10 protein-coding genes are annotated in these 12,456 nt (G+C 67.9%); 6 read left to right on the forward strand and 4 right to left on the reverse strand.

Annotated features, from left to right (window positions below; translation table 11 throughout):
• The first annotated feature begins 126 nt into the window (after window positions 1-126).
• The 3 genes from KVT39_RS25850 to KVT39_RS25860 all read left to right on the forward strand — a co-directional run bounded on the left by KVT39_RS25850 (window position 127) and on the right by KVT39_RS25860 (window position 2,685).
• Window positions 127-456, forward strand: coding sequence for an H-NS family nucleoid-associated regulatory protein (locus KVT39_RS25850; protein ID WP_034182616.1), 330 nt, complete (start codon window positions 127-129; stop codon window positions 454-456).
• Window positions 457-792: 336 nt separating this feature from the next.
• Window positions 793-2,040 (forward strand): MFS transporter, encoded by a 1,248-nt coding sequence (locus tag KVT39_RS25855; RefSeq protein ID WP_217590494.1) that lies wholly within the window; start codon window positions 793-795, stop codon window positions 2,038-2,040.
• A 78-nt stretch (window positions 2,041-2,118) separates the two neighbouring features.
• A complete protein-coding gene (locus KVT39_RS25860) occupies window positions 2,119-2,685 on the forward strand; it encodes a DNA-binding protein (RefSeq protein ID WP_175749253.1) in 567 nt (188 codons plus the stop codon).
• 89 nt (window positions 2,686-2,774) lie between these two features.
• Here the strand turns inward: KVT39_RS25860 and KVT39_RS25865 are convergent, their stop codons facing one another.
• Together KVT39_RS25865 and KVT39_RS25870 are read right to left on the reverse strand one after the other, a co-directional pair.
• Complete coding sequence (locus KVT39_RS25865) at window positions 2,775-3,482, reverse strand: pentapeptide repeat-containing protein (RefSeq protein ID WP_244099614.1); 708 nt, start codon at window positions 3,480-3,482, stop codon at window positions 2,775-2,777.
• A gap of 124 nt (window positions 3,483-3,606) precedes the next feature.
• Window positions 3,607-4,587: a helix-turn-helix domain-containing GNAT family N-acetyltransferase gene (locus KVT39_RS25870; RefSeq protein WP_217590495.1), complete on the reverse strand. Its 981-nt coding sequence runs from the start codon at window positions 4,585-4,587 to the stop codon at window positions 3,607-3,609.
• A gap of 332 nt (window positions 4,588-4,919) precedes the next feature.
• On the opposite strand from KVT39_RS25870, the gene KVT39_RS25875 reads away from it, so the two are divergent.
• Entirely contained in the window at window positions 4,920-5,294 is a 375-nt protein-coding gene (locus KVT39_RS25875) for a S26 family signal peptidase (protein WP_217590496.1), read from the forward strand.
• Between the two features lie 208 nt (window positions 5,295-5,502).
• Here the strand turns inward: KVT39_RS25875 and KVT39_RS25880 are convergent, their stop codons facing one another.
• Both KVT39_RS25880 and KVT39_RS25885 read right to left on the reverse strand, forming a co-directional pair.
• Window positions 5,503-7,938: a PEP-utilizing enzyme gene (locus KVT39_RS25880; protein ID WP_217590497.1), complete on the reverse strand. Its 2,436-nt coding sequence runs from the start codon at window positions 7,936-7,938 to the stop codon at window positions 5,503-5,505.
• 327 nt (window positions 7,939-8,265) lie between these two features.
• Complete coding sequence (locus KVT39_RS25885) at window positions 8,266-9,360, reverse strand: AraC family transcriptional regulator (protein ID WP_034182503.1); 1,095 nt, start codon at window positions 9,358-9,360, stop codon at window positions 8,266-8,268.
• A gap of 252 nt (window positions 9,361-9,612) precedes the next feature.
• On the opposite strand from KVT39_RS25885, the gene KVT39_RS25890 reads away from it, so the two are divergent.
• Together KVT39_RS25890 and KVT39_RS25895 are read left to right on the forward strand one after the other, a co-directional pair.
• Complete coding sequence (locus KVT39_RS25890) at window positions 9,613-11,004, forward strand: APC family permease (RefSeq protein WP_217590498.1); 1,392 nt, start codon at window positions 9,613-9,615, stop codon at window positions 11,002-11,004.
• A gap of 49 nt (window positions 11,005-11,053) precedes the next feature.
• Window positions 11,054-12,451: an aspartate aminotransferase family protein gene (locus KVT39_RS25895; RefSeq protein ID WP_217590499.1), complete on the forward strand. Its 1,398-nt coding sequence runs from the start codon at window positions 11,054-11,056 to the stop codon at window positions 12,449-12,451.
• Window positions 12,452-12,456 lie beyond the last annotated feature (5 nt).

Raw genomic sequence — 12,456 nt, forward strand, 5'->3', positions numbered from 1 at the left:
GCGTCGCGCAAACCATGCCGGCTCGGCCAAACGATTCGCATATGTGACAGCACCGATCGGCGGAACTTCGTGGTAGGTTCGGCCATCGGAGTTTTTTGCAAAAACATGCCCAAAGAGGATGAATACATGACCCAGGCTCTGCAGGAACTCGAAGCACAACTTCGGGACCTGAACATCAAGCTGTCGGACGCAAAGCAGAAGGAGAAGCAGGCCGCGCTCGCGGCCTTCAAGGAACAGGTCGAGCTTCTGGGAATCACGCAGCAGGAAGTGCTGAGCGCGCTCGGCTACATCGTCCAGCGAAAACGCAAGGCGCCTGCCAAGTACTACGATCCGACGACCGGCCGCTCGTGGTCGGGCCGCGGCCCGCGGCCGAAATGGCTCGAAGGCAAGGATCTCGACACGCTCGTCGTCGATCGCGAGGCCAAGACCTGGTGGCCCGGGGACGATCAGGGCTGAAGCCCGCCGCGGCGCCGTCCGGTTCGCGCGCGCGGGCCGGCCGGCACCACCCGGCCAGCACAATGTCTTTCGTTCGGTGTCCGGCCTGATCGCGACATCGCCGGCCTTGCCGCCGACACCGGATCGCCGTTTTCCCGTTCATTGCCCGCCGATTCCCGCTCTCCGTCCCGGAAAGCGGGCGCGCGGCGCATCCTGACTCGTCGCCGACCATGCGGGCATGACGGACGGGAGCGGAGGGCGACGCGCGCCCGCATCGCCGCGCATCGGCACGTTCGCCGGCCCGTCATGCGCGGGCACAGGCCTTAGAATGTCGCCGGACTTTCGTGGCAGGACACCATGGCAGCAAACATCAAATCCCCGGCGCTCGACGGCTCGTCGGCCCCGCGCCCGGAGCAGGTCGGCCCCTACGCGTGGAAGGCGCTGGCCGGATCGGCGATCGGCTATGCGATGGACGGCTTCGACCTGCTGATCCTCGGCTTCATGCTGCCCGCGATCACGGCGGCGCTGCACCTGACGCCCGGGCAGGGCGGCGCGCTGGTCACGTGGACGCTGATCGGCGCGGTCGCGGGCGGCATCGTGTTCGGCGCGCTGAGCGACCGCTACGGGCGCGTGCGCGTGCTGACCTGGACGATCCTGCTGTTCGCGGTCTTTACCGGCCTGTGCGCGTTCGCGCGCGGCTTCTCGGATCTGCTCGTCTACCGCACCATCGCGGGCATCGGGCTGGGCGGCGAGTTCGGGATCGGCATGGCGCTCGCGGCCGAAGCATGGCCGGCGAGCAAGCGTGCACGCGTGTCGTGCTACGTCGCGCTCGGCTGGCAGGCCGGCGTGCTGCTGGCCGCGCTGCTGACGCCGTTCCTGCTGCTCCACATCGGCTGGCGCGGCATGTTCGTGGTCGGCGTGCTGCCCGCGCTGCTCGCGTGGGTCATGCGCAACAAGCTGCACGAGCCGGAAGCGTTCGTGCAGCGCGCGGCGCAGCCGAAGGCCAACGCGTTCCGCATGCTCGTCGCCGACGGCCGCACAACGCGCACGAGCCTCGGCATCGTGATCCTGTGTTCGGTCCAGAACTTCGGCTACTACGGGATCATGATCTGGCTGCCGACCTTCCTGTCGAAGCAGATGGGCTTCTCGCTGACGAAGTCGGGGCTGTGGACGGCGGCAACCGTCGTCGGGATGATGATCGGCGTCTGGGTGTTCGGGCAACTGGCCGACCGGATCGGGCGCAAGCCGACGTTCCTGCTGTACCAGCTCGGCGCGGTCGCGACGGTCATCGCGTATGCGCGGCTGTCGGACCCGACGGCGATGCTGTGGGCCGGCGCGCTGATGGGGATGTTCGTCAACGGGATGGTCGGCGGCTACGGGGCGCTGATGTCCGAAGGCTATCCGACGGTCGCGCGCGCGACCGCGCAGAACGTGCTGTGGAATATTGGCCGCGCGGTCGGCGGCTTCGGGCCGGTCGCGGTCGGCGCACTGGCCGCGCACTACTCGTTCCAGACGGCCATCGCGTTGCTCGCCGGCCTCTATGTGCTCGACATGGTCGCGACGCTGTTCCTGATCCCCGAGCTCAAGGGCGTCGAGCTCGAATGAGCGCGGCGGGTGTGGGCCCGCTTGCGGTCGGAACCCGATGCGATCGCACCCATCGCAACGACATCACCGGAAACCACGATGCAACCAAAGAATAAAACGATCGGCGTGATGGGCTCGGGCAAGGACCCGTGGCTCGCGTTTTCGGAACCGCTCGGCGCGTGGCTCGCGCAGGCCGGCTTCAACCTGCTGACGGGCGGCGGGCAGGGCGTGATGCTGGCGGTCGCGCGCGCGTTCGCCGGCGTGCCGGGGCGGGCCGGGCGATCGATCGGCATCCTGCCGACGCAGGCCGATCCGCTCGCGGGCTTCGTGCCGCTCGACGGTTATCCGCATCCGTTCGTCGACATCCCGATCCTCACGCCGCTGCCGCGCCGCGAGCCGGGCGCCGATCCGCGGACGATCAACCGCAACTACGTGAACGTGCTGAGCAGCGACCTGATCGTCGCGCTGCCGGGTGGCCACGGCACGACCGAGGAGATTTCGCTCGCGCGGCGCTGGGGCAAGCCGCTCGTCTGCTTCGGGCCGGATGGCGCGTTTCGGGAGCTGGCTGCCGGCGCCGCATGCACGTCGTCGCTCGACGACGTGATCCGCTTCGTGGAAGACGCGTTTGCGCCGGAGCAGGCGCAGGTGGCGCACGCGCTGCGATAGTTCACGCGTTCGGCTTCGACGGCTTGCGACCTGCCCGCCGCGCGGCGACGAACCGGGCGCGAACGTGTCTGCGTGACCCTGCGTGGCCTCTACGCGACCCGAATCCCGAGATTCTCGATCAGCATCGCCGCCTGGTCATAGGAGACGGTCGCGCCGCGAAGGACGCCGGACGCGAGCAGTTTGGGCGTACCGCTGAGATCCACGTCGCGCAGGTCGGCACCATCAAACTTCACATCGTTCAGATGCGCGTTGCGCAGGCTGCCGCCTTCGAAAACGGCGTCGCGAAAGTCCGCACCGGCGAGATCGGCGTCCGAGAAGTCGAGTGCCACGAGGCGGGTCTTCCGGAATGAAAAGCGCCGCAGGTTTGCGCCGACCAGCAACGTATTCTCGAATTCGAGGCCGAGCGACTTGCATTCCTCGAAATCGGCCCCGGTCAGCCGGCATTCCTTGAAGCGGGCCGAGCTGAGCTTGCTGCGTCGCCAGCTCGTATTGTTGAGATCGCATGACTGGAACACGGCGTCCTCGAGATCCGACGATGCAAAGCTGGCCTGGCGGGCCCGGCACCGGATCCACACTGTCTGCGCCAGCGTGGCACCGACGAACGACGTTTCCGCGAGCGCGCATCGCTCGAATCGCGCGCCTCGCAAATCCAGGCGCGACAGGTCCGCGCCCTCGAGGTCGCAGTCCTCCAGATGGAGGGGGGCCGGCGAGCCTTCGACGAGATGCAGCAATTCGGCGCGATCCAGTGTGCGGCCGGTGATGGAGACTCCGCGGTTTGTCAGGTGATCCATGGTCATGTGAAGTGTTCGGGGCAAACAGTATCCGGATTTTGCGCTATCGCACGTTCGGTATCGCGCACCGCGAAATGTTGGTGCGCCGGGCGACGCCGTCGATCGACAGGCTGTCGATCCCGGTTGAAGTTCAGCAACCGGCCGGCCCCGGCCGGCTGAAACGCTGCTCGACCACCTCGGTTCCCCATTGCGTGCCCGCGGACTCGCCGGTCAGCGTAAAGCCGAACGACTCGTACAGATGGCGCGCCGAATCGAGGCCCTTGAACGTCCACAGGCAGGTTTCGCGAAACCGCTGCTCGTCGACGAAGCGCATGGCTTGCGTCATCAGCTGGCGCCCGATGCCCGATCCGCGCAACGTATCGTTCACGATGAACCATCGCAGATGCGCGACGCCGGTCGCCGGGTTGCCGTCGATCGCGAGCGACGCGAGTGTCCGCCCGTCCTCCTGGCAGAGCCAGAGCGCCTTGCCGTCGGCCGGCAGCGCGCCCGCGAACTCGGCAAGTTCGGTCGCCACGCGCTTTTCGAAAAAGGCGCCGAATCCCCAGTGCTCCGAATAGAAGCGCGCGTGCAGGCTCGCGATGTCGCCGATGCAGCCCGGCTGGTAGCCTTCGCGGATCTGCGGCGTGTCGGGTGCCGCGGCGGGCGACTTGGCGGCGTTGTCTTGCGCGAGCGCATCGGCGTACAGCGCGAGCGAGCGCAGCAGCGTCTGCTGGTCGGCCGGAACCATGCGGCGCAGCGCATTCGACACCTGGTCCGTCGCGAACTGGTCGATTCTTTTCCGGAGCTTTTTTCCTTCGGCGGTGAGGGTCAACTCGGTCGCACGCGCATCCTCGCTCGACACGCGGCGCTCCACGATACCGGCGGCTTCGAGCCGCGCGAGTTGCCGGCTCGTGTTCGATTTGTCCAGGCGCAGGATGTTGCCGAGATCCCGCGCGTTGATGCCGGGCGCCATCCCGATCTCGAGGATCGCGTGAACGGCCGAAGGCGCCCAGTCGCTGTCGGCCAGCGTCGCGCGCATGAAGCCGAGCTCGCGAACCAGTTTGCGGGAGAAGTCGCGAAGCTCGAGGATGGTCGCTTCGCGAGGCTTGGCGGGAGCGTCGATGAGATCCATGGTCTGCCTGAAAAGGTTGCGGGTCGCAATTGATAATAGTTGCGGGTCGCAACTTGATCAAGGTGGATTTTCGGTGAAGCGGTGGCCCGTTCGCTCGCCGTCGGGGGAGCGGCGTTGAAGTCGATCAAGGGGCCCGAACAAGCTGGCCGTTTGGGGCCGTGAATGGTATCGGCGCAGATGGCGGAGTGTCGTGACGTGGATGCATACTCGATGCATTTGGTCGACCTGCGGGCAGGGGGCGACCGATCGTCGATCCGGTTGCGCAGCCGCGGGCCATCAACCGGGCGGGATGCATCGTTGTCGATCCAGGTCCACGGACCACGGAGATCACCATGAACAAGCTGCTGCCGATGACGCTTGCGTTGCTTGCCGGATGCGCCATCAGCGCGGGAACGCTCCACGCTGCCGGCAGCATGGATGCGCCGCCCTGCAGCGCGGCGCATGCGGCGGACCAGGGCGGGAACGCCGCGATGCCGGGCACGTCGGTTCGCAGCTTTTCGACCGCCGGCTGTTCGGGCGCGGTGCTGCAGGGCGAACGGGCCACCGCGACGGTCGACGGCGATCGGGTCGAACTGCGGGACGGCATCGTCTATGTGAACGGCCGGTCGTACGGCGCCGTCACTCCCGCGCAGACGGTCGAATACGAGGCCGCGCACGACAGGCGCATATTGAAGGTCGACGGGAAAGTCCGCACGCCGCAGCGCTGAGCGCCGATTCCGGCTGTCGCCAACCGCGACGCGTCACGTCGTCTTCGGATCGCTGACTTCCATTCCCGCGCGCACGTCCTGCTGGATGCCGTACTGCGCGAACGGATCGCGCAGCCCGTTCCGCGACAGAGCGTCCATCCCCGCAATCGCCTGTTCCAGCGCATCCGGCGCCGGCCCCTTCAACACGCCGGCGGGCGGCATACCGCGCTTATTCGACCAGCGTCAGCCGGCCGTCGCTGAGCCGCACTTCGCGCCCGACCCACGCCGCGTCGACGCGCGGCAGCACGGCCGACGGCTTGCGCAGCTCGCGCAGCAGCGTCGCGCCGTGCGACAGCCGGCCGCCCATGCGCGCGATCACGGCGCGCGCGGCCTGGTACTGCGCGTGCCGGCCCGGGTCGAGCGTGTCTTCCAGCAGGATGTCGTGGCCGAGCACACCCTGCGTGTGGCCGGGATAGATCATGAAGCCGGTCGCCTCGTCGGTGCCTTCGCTGCCGTCCTGCCAGAAGCTGCCGTTGCGTTCGCGGCGCTCGGGATGAGGCGCGAACCACGCGTCGCGATCGGCGGCCGGCATCGCATGATGCAGGCGGAAGAACACGCGCATCAGGTTGTCGCGATACCACTCGCGCACCTGCAGATACCAGCCGCGCATGCCCGGCGTGCCGAGCGTATGGAGCACGCGAACCGGCAGCGGCCAGTCGGGAAACGCCTGCAGCGGCAGGTCGGTGGCCGCCGGCCGCGCGGTGCCCGGATCGGTTTCCCACGGCAGCCGGTGCGGGCTGTTGTCGAGCTGGCCGTACACGGTCGGCGGGCGCCCCCACAGTGCGCCGCCGCTGCTGGCGAGCGATGCCGCGATGCACAGGTTGCCCTGCACGACGAACACGTAGAAGCGCGTGAACCAGTCGGCCAGTTGCCGGCCGTCGGCGCGCTGCTCGACGAGCGTCGCGAGTTCCCGGTCGAAGCGCCGCAAGCCGTGCTCGAGCGTCGGCAGGTGCGTGCGCGCGACGCGCAGCATGCGCCAGAACACCGGCAGCGATCGCAGCAGGCGCAGCGGTCGCCAGCGCAGCGGCGGCGTCGCGCCGCCGATCTCGCCGCTGTAGTTGCCGGCCGATACGCCCCAGTCGGCGAGGCGCGCCAGGAACAGGTCGTTGTTGATGTACGACGCGCCGCCATAGAGCGCGGTGAACGGTTCGTTGTCCTGCAGCACGCGTGCGTCCCAGCGCGCCATGACGGCCGGGATGCTGCCGGCCGCGCGGCGTTGCGCATACTCGACCAGCCGGCTCGGCTGCGGCGGCAGGATCTCGGCGATGTTGGCCGAGGTCAGGTGCCGGTGCCAGCCGTAGCTGCTGATCGGGCGGTACTGCAGCAGCCACAGTTGCGTGCCGTCCCACGCCCATTCGACGTCGCCCGGCACGTAATGGAACGCGCGCAGCACGCGTTGCAGGAAGGTCCACAGTTGCGTCGCGGTCAACCCGTGCGCGGTCGGGAACGTGCCGCTCTGCCAAGGCTCGCCGAGCCGCGACAGGATCGCGCGTTGCGGGCTCGCCTGCCCGTCGGCGAGCGTTTCGAGGTGGCCCTGCACCCATTCGACTTCGACCGCGAGATGACGCACGAACGCGATACCGGACAGCACGGGCGTGACGAAGCGCTGCACGACCGCTTCCTCGAGTCCGCCGTCGAGCAGCTCGGCCACGCGTGCGGCCGCCTGCGACGCCGGCACGCGCAGGAACGTCGTGTGCAGGCCGGCGTTGGCCGCATCGGCCTGGTCTTCGCCGTGACTCGACGAGCGGATCGCCCACTCGGCATCGGGCTGGCTCGCGAGAAAGCCGGGCAGGCGCGGGTCGTCGGCGCGGGTGAGCGACAGCGCGGGCGGCACCGGCAGCCCGGCCATCGCGGCCAGCGCCAGGCGTCCGCCTTTCGTGTGCGCGACGAAACCCGCGTCGCCTGCTTCGAGCCACTGCGCGAAGGTTGCCGGCGCATCGATCCACGGATAGTGTCCCCAGCCGGCTTGCAGCGTGACGGTGAGGTCGGCGCGCGCGAGGATGGCCGACCACGCGGCGGCCTGGCGCACGCCGAGCACGTTGTCCTGGTCGCCCCACACGAGTTCGATGCGATCGGTGATCCACTCGAGCAGCGGCAGCGCGGTATCGGCGCGCACGAGATCCCAATGCGGCAGGAACGCGCGGCAGCGCGCATAACCGGCGCCCATGCGGCGGTACTGCGCAGGTGTCCAGGTCTGGTTCGAGAACTTGCGTGCGAACAGCGTCGGGTAGTGCGAGAGCAGCCAGTGGATCGCTTTGCGCAGCGGCTTCGGCGCCATCAGTTTCGGCAAACGCCGTTCCCACAGGAACGCACCGACGGGCGCGAGCAGCACGCTGCGGCTGAAGTGGCCGGGGTGCCGCTGCAACGCGTGCAGCACCAGCAGTGCATTCACGCCGACCGCCATGATCACGTGGCCCGGTTCGGTCGCGTCCAGCAGCGCTTGCGCGTAGGCGGCGAGGTCTTCGCACGGCGGCGCGGGATTGTCGCCGAAGCCCGGCAGTTCCAGCGGCACGGGTTGGTAGCGGCGGAAGTGGGGCAGCGCATCGTCCCACCAGTCGGCCGCGCTGCCGTTGCCGGCGAGGAGGTACAGGATCGGTTTGCTCATGGTGGCTTCGTCGGTCGACGATCGTCGCGGTTGCGCTCGCCCGATTACGCGGCGGCGTCAGCGGATGCCAAGGGCCTCTTTCGCATTGCGTCGACGCGAGCGGAATCGGAGCGTGGCCGCGTTCGGATTGATTGTTGCGGGCATTCTACGCGAGTCGATTCATTGCGATTTTCATTCCGGGGTTCGGATTTTTCGATGCGCGATCGATACGCGTTACCCGGTTGTCGATTGACCGACATGTCGAGCACGATTCCATTCAGGCGCGGGTCATGGATTTACGTGCGCAAAGAATCCCGATGCCGGCAATGAAGCCGTAACCGGTGCTGCTCACGCGTCGACGTCCGACTCGGCGCGCGGCGTCTTGCCCGTCCAGCGCCGGTACGCATGACGGAAGCTGCGCGGCTCGCTGTAGCCGAGACGTTCCGCGATCGCCGCGACCGTCAGCGTGTGGTCGTCGAGCATTCGCACCGCTTCGTCGTGACGCACTTCGTCGAGCAGCGACTGAAACGTGATGCCGTCCTTGTCGAGCCGCCTGCGCAGCGTGCGCTCCGTCAGATGCAGCGCATCCGCGAGCGACGTCATCGACTTGAAGCGCGACAGGTCGCGCGCCATCAGCTCCTTCGCGCGATCGGCGAAGCGCGTGCCGACCGACGCGGCCCACTGACGTTCGAGCGCTTCGCACTGGTAGTGCAGCGCGTTGAAGCTGACTTCGTTCGCGAGGCGCGGCGTTTCCGTGCCGTTCACGGACGTGAACACGAGACGGTTGTCGCCCGCATTGAACGCGACCTTGCAGCCGAAGTGGCGCGCATAGTCGGCCGCGTTGCGCGGCGTGCGGCGCGCGAGCTGCAACTGTTCGGGCCAGACCGGCTTGCCGACGAGATCGGACACGATCAGGCGCAGGCTGGACAGGCACATGTCGACCTGAAACACCTCGAGATCGGGCTCGCCGTTGTAGCGGCCGATCGTCACGCTCATGCCGTCCGCGTGCGCATCGATACGCACATCGAAATACAGCCCCATGAACAGCGGAAACTGGCTCATGCAGCGGAACGCCTGCATCACGGAGCCGCTGATCAGCATCGCGTAGCCGGCGAGGCCGAGCGTCGACACGTGCAGCCGCGCGCCGATCGACAGCCCGATCGACGGCACGCCGCTGCAGCGCAGCAGGTTGCGGAAACAGCGCTGCTCCTGGCCGCGATTCACGTGCAGGTTCGGCGACGCGACTTCGTCCGCGCCGAGCCCGGTGCCTTCGAGCAGCGCGGCGCCGTCGATGCGCCGCACGCGGCACTCGTCCAGCGCGACCGCGATCGCATGGACGGTGGCGGGAATGTCTTCCTGGCGTCCGGCCGGACGCGCGAGGCCGAGCGACGAACGCAGGCTGCGCTCGGCCCTGCTCTGGTTTCGATGGGAGCGGCTGTCCATGGTGCGGATGCGGCGACGGGTTCGCGTAGAACATAGCCGGAATGTCCGCAAAATGCCAGTGCGGCACAGCACCATTCATGACTGGCCGGCGCGACGCGCGGCGATGTGTCCGCAAATATCCCTCGATTACGTCCGCTTTTCTCATTCGTCGTCGATTTTTTGGCGCACCACACTCGTTTCCGAATCGTGCAATGCACGCGTTGCCGACGAAACGGGTGTTGACGTCATGAACGAAATCCACGTGAGGACAGCATGAACAACGACAGGCCAGGTCGATCCGCATCGGTCGCTTCGGCGAACGACTCGGAGCCGCACGCGCATCGATGCGACGCAACCGGACGACGCAACGCGCATCCGCTCGGACTGTTCACGCTGGTGATCTTCGGCCTCGCGTACATGCTGCCGATGACGGTGTTCACGACCTACGGGATCGTCACGAGCGAGACGAACGGGCATCTGACGGCCGCGTATGCGGTCACGCTGGTCGCGATGCTGTTCACCGCGCGCAGCTACGGCCACATGGCGCGGCTGATGCCGAGCGCCGGGTCGGCCTATACGTTCGCGAGCCGCAACTTCGGCACGTCGGCCGGTTTCATGGTCGGCTGGGCGCTGCTGATGGACTACCTGTTCATCCCGATGATCAGCTACCTCGCGATCGGCATCTACATGAAGCAGCTATTCCCGGCCGTGCCGGCCAGCGTGTGGATCGTCGCGAGCATCGCGCTGGTCACCGGGCTGAACATCGTCGGCATCCGGCTCGTCAACCGCGTGAACCTGATCCTGATCGCGAGCCAGCTCGTGTTCATCGCGATCTTCGTCGCCGCATCGGCGCGGGTTGCGAGCGGCGAAGGGCTGTCGATGGCCGTCGCGTTGCCGTCGTCGGGCGATGCGCGTGCGATCTTTGCCGGGTCCGCGATCCTGTGCCTGTCGTTCCTCGGCTTCGATGCGGTCACCACGCTGTCCGAGGAAACGCGCGAGCCGCGCCGCACGGTCCCGCGCGCGATCCTGCTCTGCACGCTCGCGAGCGGCCTGCTGTTCATGCTGATCGCGTACATCGGGCAAGTGGTGTTTCCCGACTGGCACGCGTTCAAGGATCTCGATTCGGCCAGCCTCGAACTGATGCGGCGCATCGGCGGCGGCACGCTGTCGGCGCTGTTCGTCGCGGTGTATGTGGCCGGCTGCTTCGCAAGCGCGATGGCCGGGCAGGCGAGCGTGACGCGCGTGCTGTTCGCGATGGGCCGCGACCGGGTGCTGCCCGAGCGCGTGTTCGGCCACCTGCATGCCCGGCTGCACACGCCGGTGCGCGCGACGCTCGCGGTCGGCGTCGTGTCGCTGTCCGCGCTGTTCGTCACGCTCGATCTCGCGTCGACGATGATCAGCTTCGGCGCGCTCGTCGCATTCGCGATCGTGAACCTGTGCGTGATGCGCAGCTATCTGTGCCGGCCCGAGCACCGCCATGCCGCGGGCTGGATCGCGTTCGGCGCGATGCCGGCGATCGGCTTCGCGATGAACGTGTGGCTCTGGGCGGGGCTGTCGCGCCAGACGTTCTACGTCGGCATCGGCTGGCTCGTGCTCGGGCTCTGCCAGCTCGTGTGGCTGACGCGCGGCTTCACGCGCCCGGCGCCGACGCTGTCGATGAATTAACGACCGGTCGCTCAATGCCGGTTTTGAAACCCTGAAGGAGGAACGACCCATGAACGCCGTTGACGTCAATCTCGATGCGGACCTGCAGGCGCTCGGCAAGCGCCACCTGCTGATGCACTTCACGCATGCCGATGCGTATCGCGACAACGCGCTGACCGTGTTCGACCGCGGCGAAGGCTGCTGGCTCGTCGACCGCAACGGCAAGCGCTACTTCGATGCGCTGGCCGGGCTGTACTGCGTGCAGGTCGGCTACAGCCACGGCGCGGAGATCGGCGACGCGATCCGCGAGCAGATGGTGCGGCTGCCGTTCGCCACCAACTGGGGTTATGGCCACGAACCGGCGATCCGTCTCGCGCACAAGCTCGCGGCGCTCGCGCCGGACGGCCTGAACCGCGTGTTCTTCACGTCGAGCGGGTCGGAGTCGAACGAATCGGCGATCAAGCTGGTGCGCCAGTATCACCAGTCGCGCGGCGAGCCGCAGCGGCGCAAGTTCATCGCGCGGCGCGTCGCGTATCACGGCACGTCGTTCGGTGCGCTGGCACTGAACGGGATGACGAACTTCCGCAAGCATTTCGAGCCGCTGATGTCGGGCGTGCGGCATGTGGGCAACACCAAGCGCTACGGCCGTCCGGCGGGCGAGACGGAAGCGCAGTTCACGCGCCACCTGCTCGACGAGATCGAATCGCTGATCGTGCAGGAGGGACCCGACACGGTCGCCGCGATCGTCGTCGAGCCGCTGCAGAACGCGGGCGGCAGCCTGACGCCGCCGGCCGGCTACGCGGCCGGGCTGCGCGACATCTGCGACCGGCACGGCGTGCTGCTCGTCGCGGATGAAGTGATCTGCGGGTTCGGGCGGCTCGGCGAATATTTCGGGTCGGCGCGCTACGGGCTGAAGCCGGACATCATCACGTTCGCGAAAGGCATCGCGTCGGGCTACGTGCCGCTCGGCGGCGTGATCGCGAGCGACGCGGTCGTCGACACCGTGCTCGACGGGCCGCAGCAGATGTTCCTGCACGGCGCGACGTACGGCGGCCATCCGGTCGCATGCACGGCCGCGCTCGCGAACCTCGCGATCATGGAGCGCGAAGGCGTGCTCGCGAATGTCCGCGACAACGAAGCGGTGTTCCGCCAGACGCTCGACGGCCTGCTCGAACTGCCGTGCGTCGGCGACGTGCGCGGCGACGGCTATCACTACTCGCTCGAACTCGTGACCGACAAGGCCGCGCGCCGCTGGTCGGCCGGCATCAGTGCGCAGGCGTTCGTGTCGACGCTGCTCGCGCCCGCGATCTTCGACGCGGGGCTGCTGTGCCGCGCGGGCGTCGATCACGAAGGCACGCCGATCGTGCAGTTCTCGCCGCCGCTCGTGATGTCGCGCGACGAGATCGTGTGGTTCGTCGCGCAGATCCGCGACATCCTCGTCGACACCTGTGCGCGTGCGATGCGCTGAGCCGA

Source organism: Burkholderia sp. GbtcB21, from assembly GCF_019091065.1.
Lineage (GTDB): Bacteria > Pseudomonadota > Gammaproteobacteria > Burkholderiales > Burkholderiaceae > Burkholderia > Burkholderia pyrrocinia_C.